Here is a 19217-nt window from a genome sequence, read left to right on the forward strand (position 1 = left end):
CACAAGTGCGGTATACTGAATAGTACTTTATTCGAGCAAAGTAAGGAGGTGCGGCCCATGGCGATCGGTGTTCCCCGCCCGCTGGCGATAGAAAAGCCGCAGAGTGTAAATCTGGCGCAGGCAGCGCGGTATTTCGGCGCACGCGGCGCGCCAGACGCCGCCACGCTGGCACTGCTGCAAAAGTGCGCGGTGCCGCTGCTGGCGGCGGCGACGCCCCGGGCGGTGTGGCTGCTGGCAGACACTCCCGCCCTGACCGAGGCCGGACTTCTGCCCGGCGAGGACGTGCACAAGCATCTGGCAGGCTGCGGGCAGGCCATTCTGCTGGCGGTGACGCTGGGACCCGGAGTGGATGCCCAGATACGCCGGGCGGGCGTGGGCGACATTGCCGCCGGGGTAGCCTCCGATGCCTTGGGCAGCGCACTGGCCGAGCAGGCCGCCGATGCCGCCGAGGCGCAGCTGCGCCAGTGGGCGGCCACGGAGGGAAAGTATCTGACCGGGCGCTTTTCGCCCGGCTACGGCGATTGGGACATCGCGGTGCAGCCGCTGGTGGCAGCGGCACTGGACACGGTGCGCAAGACCGGGCTGTGCGTCACCGACACCAACCTGATGACCCCGCGCAAGAGCGTGACTGCCCTGCTGGGGGTCAGCGACCACCCGGTAAAGGGACAGCTGGCCGGGTGCGGCCATTGTGTGCTGCGCACCCGCTGCGAATACAGAAAGAGGGGAAAGACCTGTGCAAGTGAATGAACTTTTCAAGCAGAGCAATACCATCCTGCTGGACGGCGGCATGGGCACCATGCTGCAAGCTGCCGGGCTCAAGCTGGGCGCACGCCCGGAGGAGCTGAACATCACCGACCCGGCGCTCATCGAGGGCATCCATGGGCAGTACGCTGCGGCGGGCAGCCGCATCGTCAACGCTAATACCTTCGGCGCTTCTGCCCACAAGCTGGCAGGCAGTGCTTACACGCTGGAGCAGATCATCACCGCAGGCATTGCCAACTGCAAGCGCGCTTGTGCGCCCTACGGTGCGCTGACCGCGCTGGACGTGGGCCCGCTGGGCGAGCTGCTGGAACCCAGCGGAACGCTGGCCTTTGAGGATGCCGTGGCCGAGTATGCCCGCATCGTGAAGGCGGGCGAAGCCGCCGGGGCAGACCTGATCTTTTTTGAGACCTATACCGACCTGTACGAGCTGAAAGCCGCCCTGCTGGCTGCCAAAGAGAACACTCACCTGCCCATTCTGGCCAGCATGAGCTTTGAAGCGGGCGGGCGCACCTTTACCGGCTGCACGGTGGAAAGCTTTGCTGCCACCGCCCGGGGCTTAGGGGCAGACGCCGTGGGCATCAACTGCTCTCTGGGGCCCAAGGAGATCTTCCCCATGGCAAAGCGGCTGGCAGAAGCCGTGCCCGGCAACTTCCCGGTGTTCGTCAAGCCCAACGCCGGTCTGCCCCGGGCAGACGGCAGCGGCTACGACATCACCCCGCAGCTGTTTGCCTTACAGATGAAGCCCTACCGGGAGCTGCACCTATTTGCCGCGGGTGGTTGCTGCGGCACCACTCCAGAGTTCATCAAGCTGCTCAACGGTACCTTTGCAGGCTGCACCCCGGGGCGTCCCGCGCACCGGATGCCCTCGGTGCTGTGCACCCCGGTGGATGCGGTCATAGTGGACGGCATCACGGTGGTGGGCGAGCGCATCAACCCCACCGGCAAAAAGCGCTTCCAGCAGGCACTGCGGGAGGGCGACATGAACTATGTGCTGGAACAGGCCGTCAGTCAGGCAGAGGCCGGGGCGCAGATTCTGGACGTGAACGTGGGTGCGCCCGGCGTGGACGAGCCGGTGCTGATGGAGCAGGTGGTCAAGGCGCTGCAAAGCGTGACCAGCCTGCCCTTGCAGCTGGATTCCTCCAACGTGGAAGCGCTGGCGCGGGGTCTGCGGGTGTACAACGGCAAGCCCATCGTCAACTCCACCAACGGCGAGCCGGAAAAGCTTGCCGCCATCCTGCCGCTGTGCAAGAAGTACGGCGCAGCCATCGTGGGTCTGGCCATCGATGAAAAAGGCATCCAGCCCAAGGCCGCAGACCGCGTAGCCATTGCCCGCCGCATCACCGAGGCCGCGCTGGCAGCGGGCATCCCCCGGGAGGATATCTACATCGACTGCCTCACCCTGACCGCCAGCGCCCAGCAGGAGGATGTTCTGGCCACGGTGCAGGCGCTGGAAGCCTGCAAAAAGGAGCTGGGAGTGCGCACCGTGCTGGGCGTGTCCAACATCAGCTTTGGCCTGCCCTGCCGCACCTACCTGAACACCACCTTCCTGACCATGGCAATGTACGCCGGGCTGGACCTTGCCATCATGAACCCTTCCAGCGAGGAGATGATGGCGGCGGTGTACGCCTACAACGTGCTGACCAACCGGGACAAGCAGAGCACAAAGTACATCGAGCGCTTTGCCGACCGCGTGCCCGCCAGCACCGCGCTGGCACAGGCTGCAAAAGCCGCGCCTGCCGCCAGTGCCGCCGAAGCAGAACTTACCGGCCCCTACGCCGCCCTGATGAAAGCGGTGGAAAAGGGCTTGAAGGGCGATGCCGCCGCCCATACCCGCGCCCTGCTGGCAGAAAAGCAGCCGCTGGAGGTGGTGGACGAGGCGTTGATCCCCGCCTTGGACATCGTGGGTGCCAAGTACGAAAAAGGCACCCTGTTCCTGCCGCAGCTGCTGCAGGCCGCCAGCGCCGCCCAGAGCGCCTTTGAGGAGATCAAGACCGCCATTGCCCAAAAGGGCGAGGGCAGCGCCAGCAAGGGACGCATCGTCCTTGCCACCGTTAAGGGCGATGTGCACGACATTGGCAAGAACATCGTCCGGGTCATTCTGGAAAACTACGGCTTTGAGGTGCTGGACCTTGGCCGGGACGTGCCGGTGGAGACGGTGGTGGATACCGTGCGGGAAAAGGATGTGCATCTGGTAGGCCTTTCGGCCCTGATGACCACTACCCTGAAAAGCATGGAGGAGACCATCGCCGCCCTGCACGCGGCGCAGCTGGACTGCAAGATCATGGTAGGCGGTGCCGTGCTGACCCCGGAATACGCCGAGAAGATCGGCGCGGACTGGTACGCCAAGGACGCCAAGCGCAGCGCCGACATCGCCAAGGAGTTCTTTGGGGTGTAACGCAAAAATTTCAGATTCGGACTGCTGAGAGGCGCGGACTTTTCAGCAGTCTTTTTTCATGGGCAGGGCGTTTATTTGCAAACTGTTCAAATTTACCACAAAGAATTGCCACGATTGTCTGGCATAATAAGGGTGCACTCAGGGAGAACGGAACGGACATCCCCCATAACCTCCGAAAGGTTCTCCCCGCAAAGCCCATGCAGGCACATTTCCCTGCGGGTGCGGCCGCAGCAGCGGCGCACAGCAGGCCCATAAAAAACTGTCTCCCGTTTCTATGCGAGGCAATAGCCAGAACGGCGGACAGACTACCAAATCCCTCCTGACCAAGCCGCAATGTTCAGGGGTTCCTATACAGCAGGCAGTGTCGCTTTCCTCCTCCTTTCCACGACACTGCCTGCTTTTTGTTTGCGCATTTTTCCGTAAAAAGCAAGAAAGCGCAAAGTCGGAAGAACCGCCCTTGCCCTCGTCCCTGCATACAAAAACCGCCCCGGCTTCCTGCTGCGGAAACCGGGGCGGTTCATTTGCTTTATGGGTGCTTTTTCAGGCGTTCAATACCTTTTTGAAGTTTTAGTCATATCTGTATTTAGAGGATTTTCCGTACACTTTTCGGAGCGACTTTTTCAGGCTGACCACTGTTTCTTTGATGATCTTTGCCTCATCGGCGGAGCAATCCGCAAGCTGTTCGGTCATCCAGCTGTCAAACACCGGCTTTGCTTTTTTGATCTCGATGCACAGCAGTTCATCTGCCGAGCAGTCCAGTGCATTGATAATGTCGATCAGCGTTTTCAGGCTGGGCACGGAGTTGCCCGTCTCGATATGGCTGATGTGCGTGACCACCACGCCGACCTCATTGGCCAGCTGCTCCTGCGTCATGCCCTTTGCAAGGCGGCAGGCACGGATGCGTTTTCCGATGTCGGCGTAGTCCACCATAGTACAAGTACCCTCCGTTTTGTGAAGTGATACTTGTATTGTATGTGCAATCGACCGGGATTGTAATAACCTGAAAGTGCAGTGGACTTTTTAAAGCATATTCCGTTAGGATACTAAGCTTTTGCTTTTCTTCAGCTGCTTATCGAACTCTTGCTTCATTGCCTTCTGGCCTTTCTTTGTGGACAGATCCGACATCTTCAGTTCTCCCTTTGCGATCTTGGACAGAATGATGATGTAAGCCTCGCCCAGCGCTGCCGTCAGGGTCGCTGCCGTCACGGCAGAAACCGCGCCGCCGATGACCGTTCCTGCACCGGGAATCAATTTGAGAACATTCGCCACCGTCGTCCTGCCAATACCGGTCGCACCCGTTGTTCCCACAAGAGCAGTCACCAGACTCACGATTTCTTCCCTCTTAAAATGCAGACCAAACTTTGCCGTGATCGATGCGATCATTGCGACCTCTGCCGCTGTCAGAACCGGTGCATCCGAGCCAGGGATGGGTGCCGCACCCGTCACGGCAGCAGCAGCAACTACATTTCTGACGGTCTTTCTGGCGCTCTGCTGTTTGAGTTCCAGACTGACATTCTGAATGGAGGCAAACGTTTTCTGCACGCTCTCATCCAGAACATTTGACATCTCATAGACCAGATTGTCCAAACCACCTGCCGGGACGATTCGCTTTGCATCAATACGGTAATCTTCGGCCAAGACCGGAATGACCTTCGTGATCGGCAGATTTTCCCCTTCGATCGCGGCTCTCATGGCATCGGTTTCTTCCGGCGAGATCGACTTCGTCAAGACCACAAAAAATGGAACCTCGCAATAGCTGGTGCGCTGCGAAAGCTGGTTCAGAAACTCAATTTCCGTCGGCTCAATGCGCCCAGAAGCCGTACTGATGCAGTACCAGACGGCGTGAATCGCTTCGTTTGCATCGCCTGTTCTCATTCCGGACTGGATCAGTTCTTGAATATCGTCCAACAGTTCCTGCGTTGAATGTTCTCCCTTCAATTCCAAGCCCGGCGTATCGTAGATCACAAGAGGGTAACCCTCTTTCCTGATTTTTTTGATATCCTCAGTGACCGGGTCGCCATAACCGGTCTTGGCCAGCTTCTCGCTGAACACGCTGTTGATCAAGGTGCTTTTTCCCACACCCGTTTTACCTGCCACCACAATATTCAGCGTTGTAAATTTCTGGTATTCATTGTCGATGTTGTCTCTCATCTTGTCTATGAGCTCAAAGATATTGCCAGAATCAAATGCTGCCATCGTTCTTTTTCTCCTCCGTCTCATCCACTTCGATATACTCAGGCTTCCATTCTTTGCCAAAGTGCGGCGGTTTTATCGAATCCTTCTGCGACAGCTTTGTCATAAGCATGGGTATCACAAGCGCCACGCCCGCTGTGAGCATATATCCCACCGTCCTCTGCGCAAGCTCACTTGCCAGCTCCTGAAACGTCGTTTTCTTAGGCTGTGGGGTCTGCTGATCTTCCATGGCCTCCTTCACCGCTTCTTTGACGGTTTCCTGTATTGCTTTTTTCATTTCGTCGTCCATTGCAGTTTTCTCCTCGTCATATTTTTAATTTTTCTTTGCTTTCAGCTGTTTTTGGAATTCTTCCTTCATAAACTCCTGACCTTTTTTGGTAGACAGCTCACTCAGGTCCATTTCGCCCCTGCAGACTTTCATCAGCATCCCGATATAGGCATTTCCCAGCGCAGTTGTCAGAGCTGCTGCTGTCGTCGCCGAGATGGCACCGCCCGCCATAGTGCCTGCGCCCGGGATCATTTTCAGCAGATTGGAGACCACTGTTTTTCCGATGACTGTCGTTCCCGTGATACCGATTGCTGCCGTTGCCAGCGTTCGCAATACGCCTTTCTGGACCGGGAGACGGAATATCACCGTAATGCTCGTCAGCATCGCTATCTGAGTCGGGACCAGGAGCATGGCGTCAGAGAAGGGTATCGGTGCTGCACCGGTAACAGCCGCTGCAGCCGCAGCAACTACCACTGCTTTCTGCGCTGCGTTCCGCTTCAGATCCAGATTTGCCACCTGGACCGCCGCAAGGGTGTTCTTCTGAGCATCTGGAAGCACATCATACACTAAATCGACCAGTTCCTTCAGTCCGTGGGCCTTCACAGGCGGCACATCTTTTCCAAACGAGTAGTCTGCCGCTAGGACCGGAGCGATTCCAGCGATGGGAAGCCGTTTTTCCACGATTGTCTTTTTCATCGCCTCGACATCCTCTTCCCGGAGTGCTTTTGTCAGCACGATAATGACCGGGATCTTGAACTGCTTTGTTTTTTCTGTGAACTTCTCCAAAAATTTGACTTCAGACGGTTCCAGACGGCCCGACATCGCATCAATACAGTACCAGATGCAGTGGAACATTTCGTCTGTATCGCCGCGGTACGCACGGGACTTGACCTGTCCGACGAACTCTTTCAGCATGTTGTCCAACGAATTCTCTCCGCCCAATTCCAGACCCGGTGTATCATAGATCACAAGCGGTGAGCCTTCGGTTTTGAGTTCATTGATCGATTTTGTGACAGGTCTGCCAACGCCCGCCTTCGCCAGTTCTTTTCCGAAAATATTGTTGACCAATGTACTTTTTCCAACACCTGTTTTGCCAATGAGCAGGATATTCAATCTTGCAAGCTTATTGTTTTCTGCCATTTTTGTCTCCTCACTTCTTAAAGAATCCAAAGAGTCCTTTTCGTTCCCGTTTTCCGAACTTCTCATCCAGTTCCTTGGTCGAATGTATGATTTTCTCTTTCTTCACGCCGCTGGACTCTGCCAGTTGCACGGACGCTGCCGCTTTTGCTGTCTGCCTTGTCCATACACTGTCCATGGTTTTCACCTGACCTGCAAATCGTCTGTATTCTTCTTCCACACTGGCGCAGTAGCTGCGGTACAGCTCATCCAGACGCGCCTGATCGTTCTGCAGCCGCAGGTCCATCTGCCGGAGATACTCCCGTTCTTCCGGCGTAGAGCTTCTTAGAATCTCATTGTAGAACGCTTTGAGCTTTTCTTCCAGCACCGCGCCAAACCGGATGTTGATTTCCTTCAGCACCAGATAGGCCAGCCGCAGCGCCGCTGCAAAGTTGAAGTGCAGGCAGAAGGTCAGCGCGTTGCCGCCGCTCCTCAGTGCTGCATCCCCCACATCAATAAGGCAGAGCGTCCCGTTGGAGACAAGCTGCATCATCCGGTAGCTGCCGTAGTTATCGGACGGGATGCAGTCCACCCAAGGCTTCTTATCCACCAGATGCCGCTTGATGGCCCAGCATGCACTGGTCGCCAGTTGCTGGAAAAGCACCGGCACCATCGTCGCCGCGCCGAAGCGGGCATCGTAACCGTTCTGGAAAGTCCGTACCATAAGATCGGCGAAGTTCTGGCGGTCTTTGCCGATCTGAAACCGGCCGAATTTACAGAATTGGGTCAGTTCCATAAAGGGCATCGGCACACCGGTGCCGCGCCCTCCGTTACCTCTGCTGCCGGTGCTTCCGGCTGCATCCGACATAATATGCCCCAACCAATTTGCAAACCCCGCAAAGAGCTTTGCCGGAAAGTTGCCGCCCTTCAGCTCAAAATCCCCTCCGCTGGTATCGATGCGGATAAGCTTTCCGTTGTCGAGGAAGGACGACTTACCCTGAAACTGATCCAGAATGGAGAAGAACAGGCCCACCACGTCCGGCGAGTGCGCCAGCGACTTGATGTGGTGGTTCTTGGTCGAGAGCTTGACCACACCACCCACTTCTACCTGGTTCTTCTGGTCGTAGTTGACCCGGAACGTCCGTTCCAGATAACCGATCGCAGAGGCCACATTGTTTTCGTTGCCCGCTCTGGGCTTCCAGCCTGTGAACCGTGCAAACTTCTTCACCATCTCATCTGCAGCGGCATCCGAGAGTCCCAACAGCGAGGTCCTTGCTGCCGGTGACTGCACAAAAAAGACATCAATGAAGCCTGCCATTGCACCACAGAACGCCGCTAAGCCAAACTCGTACTTATCACACCAGTCCATCTGAACATCCAGCTTTTTCACCTCGGCATGATACCGCGACTTTTCCAGCTGCTTTTGCATCCTGTATCCCCCCGTTACCGGCTTAGCGGGATCGTCTCAACGACTTTTTCCCGCAGCGACTGCGCATTGTTCATCATCGTCCCAAGCTTCCGGGCCTCTCCGCCGGAAAAGCTGCTGTATTCCTGCTTTTTCAAGGTCTTTAGTTCCTCCAGCTCTTTCTTCACCAACCGGCTCAGCGACACCGTTTCAGCCTGCAGCGTCTCAGTTCGTTTTTTCACACTGCGAAGCCATACGATCTCGCTCTTGAGTGCTGCGGTATTCACCTCCGCCTGCTGTATTTTCTTCTTGTTATCCGCCGTGAGAAGGTTCGCCGCAGAACAGCCTGCCCCCACTGCCATGCCGACAGGGCCAGCCAGTGCAAAAAGCACCGGCGCCACCATGATTCCTCCGCCAAGCGCAAATGCTCCGCCGCACAACCATGTAAGTGCTGCATTCACAGTCGCTGTGCCGTCCAACAGCCCAAGAACTGCACTGGTCGGCGTTAATCCAAACGTCGTTACCGCTGCCAGCATCGCATTCGGGCCCAACAATACACTGCCAGCGCCAAGGGCTTTCCTCCCACCAAGCAGGAACTCCGCCTTGTTCTTATGCGGCTTATATTTTTTGAGTTGCTTTTCAAACGCCTGATATTCCTTGTAGACCTTGCTGCGTTTCAAATCGTATGTATAGGGATGGTTTGAGATCATCTGAAGATATTCCTCGCACTCGTGCAGAAGCTGAACCGCTTCGTACCGGGTATCAAGCAGCACTTCCGCGCTGCTCAGCGTCTCCTGATAGCGTTCTCTGTATTCGATTCGCTCACGGCTCAGTCCTTCTTCCGCCTTTCTCTTGACATTTGTAAAAAGCATCTGGTTTCTCCTTTTTATGCTGTCTTTCCGAAAAACGCCTTACCCATTGCACGGAATCACCTTCACATAGTCTCCCTGACTTCTTACCCACATCTGGATGCCCGTGCCAAACACTTCCGCTTCCAAAATCCAGCCCTTCTCTGTCACCTGCAAGACTTTTGCAGTAGGCAGACGGTCGAGCACCGATTCCAGACTTGGCCCGGTATACTCGAACCGGATGGTCTGCAACGCGCCGCCGTACATGAACTGGATGCGCTTGCGCATCTCGCCCTCCTGAAAGCGGTCGGTATAGCGCTGGGCAAAGTGCCGGTCGAGGGTCTTATAGTTCTGAATGCGGTCGATGCGGTAAATGGTGGGGGAGTTATCCTGCGGGTTCTGGAAATGCTTATCCTTGTCGATGCCCTCGATGAACGCTGCCAGATAGAAATAATACTCACTGAACAGGATGCCCACCGGCTCAATGGTGCGCACGCGGGTCTCGCTGTCATGGGTGCGGCAGTAGGTAATTTCCATCAGGTTGTGGTTTTCGATCGCAGTGCCGATCTCCCACAGGCTCTCGATAAACTTCCGGCCATGCTGCGGCTCAACATAATGAAAACGTTCGTTGCTGATGAGATCTTTGACCTGATTCAATCGGTCCAGCGGGGTGCACACCTGCACCAGCTTGTCCAGAATAGGGAACATCTCCTCCTTGACCATGGAGCGGCTCTCCAGCAGGATCTTGCACACTGCCAGAATCTCGCTGCTGGTAAGGAAACGCGAAAGCGTGTCATCCAGCAGATAACCGCCCTTTGCGGAGTTGTATAAGATTTCCCGGCGCGGCTCGCTGTCTGCAAAGTAGCTGCGCAGGGTGTCAAGGTCGCGCTGAATGGTTTTCTCACTGACGCCGAAGCGGTCAGCCGTCTGCTGTTTGTTCAGCACACCGCCCTGTACCAGCACCTGCTGGATGTAGAGTATCCGGTCTAATCTACTATTACGCATAGTTCATTCTCCTTCTGGCTCATTGTAACACAGTGCAACAGCAGTCGCAATTCTTTGTGTGAACTTTTGTCGTTTTGCGGAATAACAGCATAGATTTTGTCTCTTTTGCACAATTCCAGTATACAAAAAGAGATGGACAGATAGCCTGTCCATCTTCTAAAAAGTCAAGTGTTTTTCTCACAAATTCCATCTGCGGTTCAGCCGGTAGACCACGTCCCACACGTCATCCTTAAATGTATACATTACCTGACGCAGCGATGCACCTCTGCTTACCATACAGACAACCAGAAACAGCCCGGCGGCAAATGCCGCGCCCAGCAGAAACATCCATCGTTTTTTCATTGTGTGCTCTCCTTTGACGGCGTTTACATTCTTTTGTCTGTCTATTATAACGATCCTGTTGGACAGCCTGCTTGTCCTTCCATGCAGGATGTTTTTGCTATTTCCGCTTTTCCCTGCAAGTTGCAGCGCAAAAAACCGCCCCGGCTTCCATTACGGAAACCGGGGCGGTTCGTTTGCTTTATTTGTGCTTTTTCAAGCGCTCACGCAATTACTTGCGGGGGTTCTTGATAGCAGCCTGGGCGGGTGCCAAAATTGCAGAGCGTTCGGAGTAACGGTGATACGTTATTTGTGATTTTTCAGTTCGCCTTACTCCATCTCCGCAATGATCTTCTCCAAATTTTCTTCCTGCAAATAGAATTCCGGCAGTTTTGCCTTGTCATACCGCATATAGGGAACATCCTTCGTTCGCTGTTCCAGCAAATTGGTGAAGAACCGCTCCCAGCTGAAGAATTCGCTGCTCTCGATGAAATCTGCCGGATGTTCCAGAATTTCAAGAACGTCCGGCTGTCCGAGCAAATCTGCTTTCAGAAGCAGCCATTCCAGCGATTCCGGCAGGTACAAGCCGAACTTTGCGTTGTCCTCCTGCATCAGGCGATAAATGTCGTTCATCTGCGGGCCAAACGCCGCACCATCCGCAATTACCAGAACCTTCTCGGATTTCATTGGGAAGATCTTTTGTTTGATATTATCTTTTCCTGCCGCAGAGATACAGACAATGCCGTATTTCTCACCGATTTTTGTAAACAGCTGATACCCGGAATTTGCATCCTCTGTCAGCAGCTTTTCAACACCTTCCAGCTGCACATTGCTGGCTGTCAGCGAATCATAGATCGGGTACGCTTTGTTATAAGTCCGTTTGAAGCGGCTCGTGGTCTTTTTTAGTTCCAGAATCGCGTTTACGCTGTACGGCAGGGTGCTCAAATCTTCTCTTGTGACCAGCACATAGTAGTTGTCCGAATGCTGAATTGCACGGGCAAAGTCCAGACTCGAAACAAAGGTACTGCCTTCATCCACAAACATGATGCTGTCATGGGTCGCATTCAGCTGCAATTCCCAGTTGACACCCGACAGCACCCGGCACGGTTTATCACAACTCACTGTCACGCCGCTCTGTCTGCCGTAGGTCTCGTATGCTTGCAGCATCTCTACCAGCGTTGTTTTTCCGGTGGCGCTGTCCCCTCGCAGAATCGTAATGTTCCGTTCCAGTTCGATCGTGAAAACGACCCGTCCGCTTCGGACTTCGATTTTATGTTTTCCCTTCATCCTATCGCCTCACACAAACTGAAATGCAATCGGCATCAGTTCTTCCATGCTGTGCACCACATCACCGGTGTTCAGGACTTTTATATCCACCGGGAATTTTTTCTTACCAAAGTCCATGAGATGCCTCAGGTTGATGGTCAAGTCCTTCTTTTTCGCCAGCTTCAGAATGAAGGGTGCGCAGTTGTCACCGCAAGTTGAGGCATTGAATACCTTTTCCGGGTCGTTTGCCATCAGCAACAGCGTTTTCGTGCCTCCAGACAGTTTTTCCGGCGAGATGACCCCCAGAACCGGGCTTTCCACCGCATGAGGGCCTTTGACATCGGACTTATCAATTTTCTTGATGACCTCTTTGGCAAAGTCAGAAGTCAGCCACTCGTCCTCGTAGGTATAGTTAAAATAGACCGAAGTATTGTAGACAGCCTCCGGCATATCTCCAAAGTAGATGTTCAGCATGGTATCACCTCGCAGATGTGAGTCATTTGCTATTATTGTACCTTCTTTCCACTCACAAAACAAGACACAAAATGCCCGTTGGCTCTTGATAAAGAAAACCAGACCTGTCCGATCAGACGAAAACCATCCCAAATGTCGAAACTGGATTTACTGTGATCTGTAATGATTTTTTCATTTGTCACAATGAATTTGAAGTGCAAAGATAGAAAATACGCTGCCTTTGATCAAATCGCCCTATAAGAAATCCCAAAAAGCAGTTTATTATCATCCTATTAGATTTCGATCTATGGATAACAGTGTCATAAATCACCAGATAGAATGCTATGCGTTTTTATAGTAGTTGTTCCTCCCGATCAATTTCTATTTGATTCATAACATCCTGATAAATCACAAAAGAGGTGTTTTTATGACAATGGCAAAGAAGCTCCCACTTTTAGCACCTTCCATTCATACGTTTGAAGTGAATGGAACGTACACGGATTGCGAAGCGAAGCGTACTGTATTTATGGCAATTCAAAAAATGGTATCCGCTGGAAAATACTATCGGATTCCGTATCATGGCTCCTCGAAAAAAGGCTACTCTTATAAAAGAAAAGATGGCGGTTTGACCATCACATTGGCAGATTATCCAGATTTTAAGAAGCGATACATAACGTTATCTGGTGTGAACCTCGCTCGGATTGCAGGTGATCCATCTCGTTTAAGTTTAACAGACTTATCACCAGAAGGTTTGGTCATGCAAGAGCAGGCATTTCTGGATGAATTGGAGCAGCTTGGACTCCTTGAAATTGAGGATTCTGTTAAATGGAAAATGCACCGGTTGGATATTACACAAGACTTCTATGTGAAATGCGATCCCTCACTGATGGTAAAAATCATTCGTTATGCAGGAAGCGTTGACCCGTACAGAAAAGGTCGCGCACTACACTATAACCAGCACAATGAGATCCGAAGCTGTAAATTTGAAAAAACGTGGTACGATTTTGCACTCTATGACAAGCACCAGCAGCTCTTGAATTGTGAAAAGGAGAGCTATCCGATTTCTCCAGACGATTTGGAACGCTCAAAAAATCTGGTTCGATATGAAATTCAATTAAAGCGTCCCAGTCTGAAAGAATTTGAGCACGATAAGTTGGAATCGAAATCTTCAAAGTTCCAGTTTGAAAATCATGCGCTGTTTCATTATTTTGATAAAATCAGCGATGATATTCCGCTCTTTCTATATCGGTATGCCGTCGATTTTTTTGGCAAGCATTCGTGGTATAACGTTCCAACTGCTCTGAAAGCCGTACAAACGAGCAACCTTGATGACGATACCAAAGAACTTGTCGCTGCGTATATCGCAGCGCAGGATGAGCCGGAACTGACTGATAAGATACATCATAAAAAGAAAATCGCAAAGGCTTTGGAAAAATTAGAGATCAACGACGTGATCATCCCTTGCCGCATCCTGAACGATCGTCAATGCGGCAGGTTTCCTTGTGCGCCCTTATGCACAAGGGTACAAGGGCTTTGAGCTAACAAAAATGATTCGTGCAAAGCAGAACGAAAATTCATCAGAATCACAAGAATGGAGTTGATTTTCAATGCTAGACACCTATCCCGATGTCCTGAGCTTCCGGCAGGTCATGGAAATTACGCATGTTGGCAGAAATCTACTGCTGCGTCTTCTGAACAGCGGCGAAATTCCCGCCTTCAAGATGGGAAAACTCTGGAAGGTTTACAAGCAAGACCTGATCCAGTATATGAGCCAATGTCAGTGAGCTATATCCTTCGTTTGTGTAAAAAGAATCCCGTTGGACTCCGCAACAAGAATCCAGCGGGATTCATCCCTACCTATTTTTCAACGCAGTTCTGTTTTCACAAGATGGCCCGTATACTTTTATGTTTTTACCAGATCTGCAGTTCGGCACCGTTGGCTTCGGCAGTTTGGATTACCTCATCCACATAAGGAGCGGCTTCACGATCCGTTGCCGTATCTACATAAATCTGATCTTCCATGGAGAGTATCACATCATGAAACGCCTGACTCATTGGAGCAGGATCGTAATAAGAGGTGATCTCATCGTAAAAGCTCATATATTTCACAAAGTCATACAGTGCCGTGGCGTTGCCGTATCTTCCGGTATCCTCATAAATATCCGTATACATGGCGTTGAGCCATGCCGTCCGGAAATAGGGGCCATAGCTGAGGAAATATTCCTTGATTTCTTCGGTCAGTTCGTCATAATGATTATACTCTACCGAGATTTCCCCTGCCAGCTTTGAGTAGGTATCCATTCCATTTGTACTGGTGGCCTGTTCATCAAAGCGTGTCGCAGCGGGGAAAATATCATCTGCATCATAAGCATCCGCTGTTTCGGTATAAGGCACACTTTCTGTAACACTCGTGCTTACCGCTTCACTCTCCGGCGCTGCCTCGCTGGAGGCTGAATCCGTAAGGGCTTCATCCAGTGCATTTTCCAGTTCATCGAATGCACTGTCCAGCGCATTGCTGCTGGCAAGGTCGTGAGATTCCCGGTAGCTGTCGTTCAGAGCCGAGATCACTCCAAGCTGCTCCAAGGTATTCATGGTATCGCCGTTCCATGTCATCCGGTCGATGCCAAAGGTTTTATCGTTGTTCAGCTTAAAATAAATGCTGATTTCGATTTTCTCACCGGTCTGCGTATTCTGCCCGATGCCGGTATAGCTGACATAAGTCACGCCGTTCTGCTCGTAGTTGTCCCACTTGCCGTCCGTAAAGAAATCGTCCAGCACCTCGCCTACCGTGGCTTCTGCCGGGAACAGGTTCAGATAGCTGTCCGAGATCCCTTTGGAGCGGGCACTATCCGAATAGAGCATAGTATAGAGCACATACGCTGCGAATGCAACAAACGCCGCCGTAATCGCCAGCTCAATGACCAGTGGCATCTTATGTGCGCCAAACAGCTTTCGGACTGCCGCCTTTTCTTCTTCTACCTGCTCTGTAGAAATTTTTTCAGGGTACAGGATGGCGATCACCTGCGACAGCAGAACGCTGCTGAACACCGCATACAGGTATTCTTTCTTGCTACTCTTGGATGGCTTGGTCAGGATGGTCATTTTCAAACCATCGGCTGTGTTTTTCAGCTGATAGGTACCACGCTTTTTGCTGTAAAAGGTCATGGCATCCGCAGTATCCGTCACCTGTTCAACATCCGGGTTGGCAAATCCACGGCGGATGCGATCTACGGCTTCTTCCCAGCTCATTCCTTCCGGCAAAGGCAGCTGGCCTCTGTCATGCTCCGGGCCGTATACTTTTTTGTAGACATCATCCCGGAAGCCAAAATAGATTACTGCGGCGATCAGAAGCCCCAAAAAGACGGATACTGCTCCGGCACCAGTTGCAACACCTGTCACCACGCCCACAACGAATCCCAGCAGCAGCCAGATCTTTAAGCCATCTAGCGCGATGCTTCTGCGCGCAGATGCGGTAAACAGCGGATGAAAGCCGCTCAGATTTTTGGATTTTCCTTTGGCTTTTTTAGCCTCTGCACTGCCATCATAGATTTCAAATAATTCTTTCATGATGTTTCCTCCCATCTCAATGGATGCGTAGCCTTTTCCGTTCGGAATGATTCCAATGAATCATTTTGATGCTTTTATTATAAAGCGTTGATTGGACACCAATATTGTCCATCCGGCAAACTTCCATTGGGATTTTTCTATATAGCCTTACATAGAAAAACCGCCCCGGCTTCCTGCTATGGAAGCCGGGGCGGTTCATTTACTTTATGGGTGCTTTTTCAAACACTCAATGCCTACCAACTGGCATTTAGTTTTTGAAGTTTTAGTCATATCTGTATTTAGAGGACTTTCCGTACACTTTTCGGAGCGATTTTTTCAGGCTGACCACCGTTTCTTTGATGATCTTTGCTTCATCGGCAGAGCAATCTGCAAGCTGTTCGGTCATCCAGCTGTCGAACACCGGCTTTGCTTTTTTGATTTCGATGCACAGCAACTCGTCCGCCGAACAGTCCAGTGCGTTGATGATGTCGATCAGCGTTTTCAGGCTGGGCACGGAGTTGCCTGTTTCGATATGGCTGATGTGCGTGACCACCACGCCGACCTCATTGGCCAGCTGTTCCTGCGTCATGCCCTTTGCCAGACGGCAGGCACGGATGCGTTTTCCGATGTCGGCGTAGTCCACCATAATACAAGTACCCTCCATGTTTTGAAGTGATACTTGTATTGTATGTGCAATCGATCGGGATTGTAATAACCTGAAAGTATAGTAGATTTTTAAGTTCAAGTCAGTTTTTGTAATTTAGAGAAACGCATCCAAGAGAAACGACGCTCCGATCCCCATAAGGATACGCTTCCAGACAGGCCGTTCTGGAGCCACCTTTGGGCATAGTATAACTGCCCATATCACATAGTACACTGTAAACCAGAGGGGATCGGGGAATATTGTTGTTACAGTAAGGATAGCAGTCAGTCCCATCCACACACAGCACATCCAGAGCACGGCGTTCCGCAGCGTACGCCTTTTTCCCTGTGGCTGTGCGGACGCGGTGGATGCGGCGCTTTTTACGCTCTTTGTGCGCTTCTGACCAAAAGCACTCTTGACGAGATACAGTGGGTCTTTTTCCTCCCCCTCAAGTAATACTTTCTGCGAGCCATAACCACCCTCTGGCTCTGCCGCCTCAACAATGCTAACTTTCTCTTTGAATGCAGGAAGTTGAGCTTTCATATCTGCAAACCCGCTTTCAGCTTCTTCTGTTAGCCCACTGGAGCCGTCATTTTTCAGCATGGGAGTATCGATGGCCGCTTTCATGGCTTTAGCAAGTGCGCCAGTAACAGCCATCAGACGCTTTTCATCCTTGGTAAAATCCTTGCTTTGCAGCTTTTTATTCTTGTACTTTCTGCGTTCTGCCTCGCGCCGATCGACCATCTGCTCCATCATGCGGCTGCATTCATCAAACATTTCGTTCAGTTGGTTAATCAGGCCATTAAACATTTTTGCCTTTTCGGTAATGCTCTCGCACAGAATGCGCGATGTTTCCATCTTGTCCACAGCCTCTCCTGCCTGCGACATCATTACCTGTGCCTTCTCCAGATTTTCGTCAGCCTTCATGCTGGCAGTAAAGCCCGTAAACAACACAACCGGAGCAGCCACAGCCGCCAGCGGCGCAAAGGCAGCACCAACAGCACTGCCAGCAATACTGGCCGCTGTGCCAACCTCACCGATTGAAAGCATGGTACCTGCTAAAGATGCGCCCTCTGCCAGAACTGGTAGCGATCCACCCGCCGCTAACAGAAGTGCTGCACCTGCGGCGGTATCCACAGCGTCAGTGGAAATTGCACTGGTATAAGCACTGTCCAGTTTCTGGATTTCCATAGCATCATCTGAACTAAACCGGAAATTTTCCAGCTCATCAATGCCATCCGAAAGTTCCATCTGTATTTCTTTAGTTTTTTCAAAGCTACGGATAAACCGCTCCATCGAGTTTTCCAGCACGGTCTGCTTGGTCGTACCCAGATTAACAAGAGCTTCTTGGGTTTCCTCACGGGTATGATCCAGCAGGTCTTTTGCGGCGTCATAATAACTCTGTGCCATCTGCCGCGTCTTTTCTGCTTCTTCATTTTTATCTTTCGCATCCAGATGTCCACCTACGCCCAGCGCACCTGCTGCAAGAGCGGCGGCTCCACCTAGTAATGTTAAAAGCGGCATATTTCCTCCTTAGAGCACAAATGGCTCATCACTATCCAAAAAATCTTCAAATTCATCCACTGTTTCGTACTGGACCTTACCGCCCAGTTTTTCTGTGATTTTGTTAGCTGCGTGAATTACGCCATCTGCGTCACCGGTCTCATAGGCAAAGTGCATAGTAGAAAGAGTAGTATCGAAAAATTCGTGGCACTCTGCAAAATACTGATCACGATACTGCCGCAATTGCTCATTGAACTGCCGGGTTTCTTCTGCTGCACGTTCCGATTCGGCAATCAGGCGCATCCGCTCCTGATGTTCCACTTCGCGGTCTTTCAGAATATGGATCAGCTCCTGATAATAGCCGCTGGTCAATGTAGAGCCTACCATAGCACCAATGGCACCACCCACAATCGGAATGGGAATTGCCGCTTGTCCAATGGTCATAAAATAGCCCATGGTTGCCATGTTCAGACCCTTGTCGCCCAATTCTATCATACACTCCTGTGTCGTGATCTCACCGCTGCCCCACTTTGCCAGTGTGTCACCAGTGACCATGACCGCCGTGACCACCTTGCCCGGAACATTTGCCTCTGCCAAATTGCGGATAAATTCCGAAGACGAACTGGACATTTTACGTCCCAACACGGTCAGGCTGCTGCTCATCACATAGCCATCTACCGCAGCTTTGCCGGACTGTGCAACAGTATCTGCAATAGCCTCCTCTGCTGACTTCTCGCCGTTGAGTAATGCTGTCACATTGTTGATACCAGACATGGTCAGCCCTGTCACACCGGCATACTGTGCACCTGCCATGCCCGCTTCATGGCCCAGCTTAAGCTCCTGTTGTTTTCTCTTTCTTTGTCCTTTTTGGGCAAGCGCATTAAATGTCTCCGAGCCATCAGATACAAGTTTCTCTTCTTCCTCGTGTCCAAGATTAACGCCTTTGCTCTCTCGGTATTCCTTGTCAGCAACCAGTTCCTGATTCGTCCGGCTGCGCTTTACATTATTTAATTTGGCAGAGATAACAGTAAGATTTTCATCACAGTTCACAATGTCCCGAATGTCCTCGTTTGTCAGAAAAGGATCATTCTTAAACATCTCAAAAACTCTTTCCACCGGAACTGTATGGTCGACTTCCGCCGCATGATACATATACTCTTCTGGATATGCACGTTGTGCTTCTTCTTTCGTTCGAAACAGTTCCGTCTTAAGATATGGATCAACCGGTCTCTGCCCATTTGCAAAAGCCTGTTCCTTAGCTCTCCGCTTGGCCGATTCGCTGTCAAACAAATTTCGATTGCCTGTGTATTGGCTTGGTTTTGCAAATGTCTGTGCAGCCTTCTGCATTTGAATCTGCGTTGCCTGATTGGAAGCCGTGCGTGCTGCAATATCCACTGCACCATTATCGCTGCCGGAGTGCTCATCTTTTTCAATCAACGCCTCTGTCTGCTGCTTTTTCTTTTTGAATAAGCCAAACATACTAGTTCACTCTTTCT

General features: G+C 51.9%; 18 protein-coding genes and 1 pseudogene. 4 read left to right on the plus strand and 15 right to left on the minus strand.

Annotated elements, in window-relative coordinates; translation table 11 throughout:
* Nucleotides 1-57 precede the first annotated feature (57 nt).
* Nucleotides 58-747: a methionine synthase gene (locus MTP39_RS11875; protein ID WP_249240671.1), complete on the plus strand. Its 690-nt coding sequence runs from the start codon at nt 58-60 to the stop codon at nt 745-747.
* Nucleotides 734-3157: a homocysteine S-methyltransferase family protein gene (locus MTP39_RS11880; RefSeq protein ID WP_249240672.1), complete on the plus strand. Its 2424-nt coding sequence runs from the start codon at nt 734-736 to the stop codon at nt 3155-3157. The genes MTP39_RS11875 and MTP39_RS11880 overlap by 14 nt, the downstream gene beginning before the upstream one ends.
* Nucleotides 3158-3724: 567 nt before the next feature.
* Here the strand turns inward: MTP39_RS11880 and MTP39_RS11885 are convergent.
* The 11 genes and pseudogenes from MTP39_RS11885 to MTP39_RS11930 all read right to left on the minus strand — a co-directional run bounded on the left by MTP39_RS11885 (nt 3725) and on the right by MTP39_RS11930 (nt 12050).
* Nucleotides 3725-4087, minus strand: a complete 363-nt coding sequence (locus MTP39_RS11885) for a helix-turn-helix domain-containing protein (protein WP_015537470.1) — start codon at nt 4085-4087, stop codon at nt 3725-3727.
* A gap of 105 nt (nt 4088-4192) precedes the next feature.
* Nucleotides 4193-4849, minus strand: a complete 657-nt coding sequence (locus tag MTP39_RS14115; RefSeq protein ID WP_442899426.1) for a DUF697 domain-containing protein — start codon at nt 4847-4849, stop codon at nt 4193-4195.
* Nucleotides 4850-4888: 39 nt separating this feature from the next.
* Nucleotides 4889-5377: pseudogene (locus tag MTP39_RS14120) on the minus strand (GTPase); the annotation flags it as partial.
* Nucleotides 5340-5639 (minus strand): hypothetical protein, encoded by a 300-nt coding sequence (locus MTP39_RS11895; RefSeq protein ID WP_249240674.1) that lies wholly within the window; start codon nt 5637-5639, stop codon nt 5340-5342. The gene MTP39_RS11895 and the pseudogene MTP39_RS14120, both read right to left, overlap by 38 nt.
* Before the next feature lie 24 nt (nt 5640-5663).
* Nucleotides 5664-6758: a GTPase gene (locus tag MTP39_RS11900; protein WP_249240675.1), complete on the minus strand. Its 1095-nt coding sequence runs from the start codon at nt 6756-6758 to the stop codon at nt 5664-5666.
* 10 nt (nt 6759-6768) lie between these two features.
* Nucleotides 6769-8163, minus strand: a complete 1395-nt coding sequence (locus MTP39_RS11905) for a hypothetical protein (RefSeq protein ID WP_249240676.1) — start codon at nt 8161-8163, stop codon at nt 6769-6771.
* A gap of 14 nt (nt 8164-8177) precedes the next feature.
* Nucleotides 8178-9011 (minus strand): hypothetical protein, encoded by an 834-nt coding sequence (locus MTP39_RS11910; protein ID WP_249240677.1) that lies wholly within the window; start codon nt 9009-9011, stop codon nt 8178-8180.
* Nucleotides 9012-9050: 39 nt separating this feature from the next.
* Nucleotides 9051-9992 (minus strand): helix-turn-helix transcriptional regulator, encoded by a 942-nt coding sequence (locus MTP39_RS11915; protein ID WP_249240678.1) that lies wholly within the window; start codon nt 9990-9992, stop codon nt 9051-9053.
* A gap of 177 nt (nt 9993-10169) precedes the next feature.
* On the minus strand, nt 10170-10334 hold the full coding sequence (locus MTP39_RS11920; protein ID WP_249240679.1) for a hypothetical protein: 165 nt from the start codon (nt 10332-10334) through the stop codon (nt 10170-10172).
* Between the two features lie 306 nt (nt 10335-10640).
* On the minus strand, nt 10641-11597 hold the full coding sequence (locus tag MTP39_RS11925) for a hypothetical protein (RefSeq protein ID WP_249240680.1): 957 nt from the start codon (nt 11595-11597) through the stop codon (nt 10641-10643).
* A gap of 9 nt (nt 11598-11606) precedes the next feature.
* Nucleotides 11607-12050 carry a DUF4869 domain-containing protein gene (locus MTP39_RS11930; protein ID WP_249240681.1) on the minus strand — a complete coding sequence of 148 codons (444 nt, stop codon included), beginning with the start codon at nt 12048-12050 and terminating at the stop codon, nt 11607-11609.
* A gap of 406 nt (nt 12051-12456) precedes the next feature.
* On the opposite strand from MTP39_RS11930, the gene MTP39_RS11935 reads away from it, so the two are divergent.
* On the plus strand, nt 12457-13566 hold the full coding sequence (locus MTP39_RS11935) for a hypothetical protein (RefSeq protein WP_249240682.1): 1110 nt from the start codon (nt 12457-12459) through the stop codon (nt 13564-13566).
* Nucleotides 13567-13636: 70 nt separating this feature from the next.
* The gene (locus MTP39_RS11940) at nt 13637-13813 is read left to right on the plus strand and encodes a helix-turn-helix domain-containing protein (RefSeq protein ID WP_249240683.1); all 177 of its coding nucleotides are present in this window, start codon (nt 13637-13639) and stop codon (nt 13811-13813) included.
* Between the two features lie 127 nt (nt 13814-13940).
* Here MTP39_RS11940 and MTP39_RS11945 read toward each other — a convergent pair whose 3' ends face one another.
* The 4 genes from MTP39_RS11945 to MTP39_RS11960 form a co-directional block, all read right to left on the minus strand.
* Nucleotides 13941-15596 carry a hypothetical protein gene (locus MTP39_RS11945; RefSeq protein ID WP_249240684.1) on the minus strand — a complete coding sequence of 552 codons (1656 nt, stop codon included), beginning with the start codon at nt 15594-15596 and terminating at the stop codon, nt 13941-13943.
* Nucleotides 15597-15858: 262 nt separating this feature from the next.
* Nucleotides 15859-16221 (minus strand): helix-turn-helix domain-containing protein, encoded by a 363-nt coding sequence (locus MTP39_RS11950; RefSeq protein WP_015537470.1) that lies wholly within the window; start codon nt 16219-16221, stop codon nt 15859-15861.
* 114 nt (nt 16222-16335) lie between these two features.
* The gene (locus MTP39_RS11955; protein WP_249240685.1) at nt 16336-17742 is read right to left on the minus strand and encodes a hypothetical protein; all 1407 of its coding nucleotides are present in this window, start codon (nt 17740-17742) and stop codon (nt 16336-16338) included.
* A gap of 9 nt (nt 17743-17751) precedes the next feature.
* On the minus strand, nt 17752-19200 hold the full coding sequence (locus tag MTP39_RS11960) for a hypothetical protein (protein WP_249240686.1): 1449 nt from the start codon (nt 19198-19200) through the stop codon (nt 17752-17754).
* Nucleotides 19201-19217: the final 17 nt, after the last annotated feature.

It is taken from the genome of Faecalibacterium sp. I3-3-33 (genome assembly GCF_023347295.1).
Classification (GTDB): Bacteria; Bacillota; Clostridia; order Oscillospirales; family Ruminococcaceae; genus Faecalibacterium.

Bases quoted from the DNA above. Each gene is read 5' to 3' on its own strand.
- MTP39_RS11945 (WP_249240684.1), bottom strand. From the start codon at position 15,596: ATGAAAGAATTATTTGAAATCTATGATGGCAGTGCAGAGGCTAAAAAA.
- MTP39_RS11905 (WP_249240676.1), bottom strand. From the start codon at position 8,163: ATGCAAAAGCAGCTGGAAAAGTCGCGGTATCATGCCGAGGTGAAAAAG.
- MTP39_RS14115 (WP_442899426.1), bottom strand. From the start codon at position 4,849: ATGAGAGCCGCGATCGAAGGGGAAAATCTGCCGATCACGAAGGTCATT.
- MTP39_RS11915 (WP_249240678.1), bottom strand. From the start codon at position 9,992: ATGCGTAATAGTAGATTAGACCGGATACTCTACATCCAGCAGGTGCTG.
- MTP39_RS11950 (WP_015537470.1), bottom strand. From the start codon at position 16,221: ATGGTGGACTACGCCGACATCGGAAAACGCATCCGTGCCTGCCGTCTG.
- MTP39_RS11925 (WP_249240680.1), bottom strand. From the start codon at position 11,597: ATGAAGGGAAAACATAAAATCGAAGTCCGAAGCGGACGGGTCGTTTTC.
- MTP39_RS11955 (WP_249240685.1), bottom strand. From the start codon at position 17,742: ATGCCGCTTTTAACATTACTAGGTGGAGCCGCCGCTCTTGCAGCAGGT.
- MTP39_RS11875 (WP_249240671.1), top strand. From the start codon at position 58: ATGGCGATCGGTGTTCCCCGCCCGCTGGCGATAGAAAAGCCGCAGAGT.
- MTP39_RS11935 (WP_249240682.1), top strand. From the start codon at position 12,457: ATGACAATGGCAAAGAAGCTCCCACTTTTAGCACCTTCCATTCATACG.
- MTP39_RS11920 (WP_249240679.1), bottom strand. From the start codon at position 10,334: ATGAAAAAACGATGGATGTTTCTGCTGGGCGCGGCATTTGCCGCCGGG.
- MTP39_RS11960 (WP_249240686.1), bottom strand. From the start codon at position 19,200: ATGTTTGGCTTATTCAAAAAGAAAAAGCAGCAGACAGAGGCGTTGATT.
- MTP39_RS11900 (WP_249240675.1), bottom strand. From the start codon at position 6,758: ATGGCAGAAAACAATAAGCTTGCAAGATTGAATATCCTGCTCATTGGC.
- MTP39_RS11885 (WP_015537470.1), bottom strand. From the start codon at position 4,087: ATGGTGGACTACGCCGACATCGGAAAACGCATCCGTGCCTGCCGCCTT.
- MTP39_RS11940 (WP_249240683.1), top strand. From the start codon at position 13,637: ATGCTAGACACCTATCCCGATGTCCTGAGCTTCCGGCAGGTCATGGAA.
- MTP39_RS11895 (WP_249240674.1), bottom strand. From the start codon at position 5,639: ATGGACGACGAAATGAAAAAAGCAATACAGGAAACCGTCAAAGAAGCG.
- MTP39_RS11910 (WP_249240677.1), bottom strand. From the start codon at position 9,011: ATGCTTTTTACAAATGTCAAGAGAAAGGCGGAAGAAGGACTGAGCCGT.
- MTP39_RS11930 (WP_249240681.1), bottom strand. From the start codon at position 12,050: ATGCTGAACATCTACTTTGGAGATATGCCGGAGGCTGTCTACAATACT.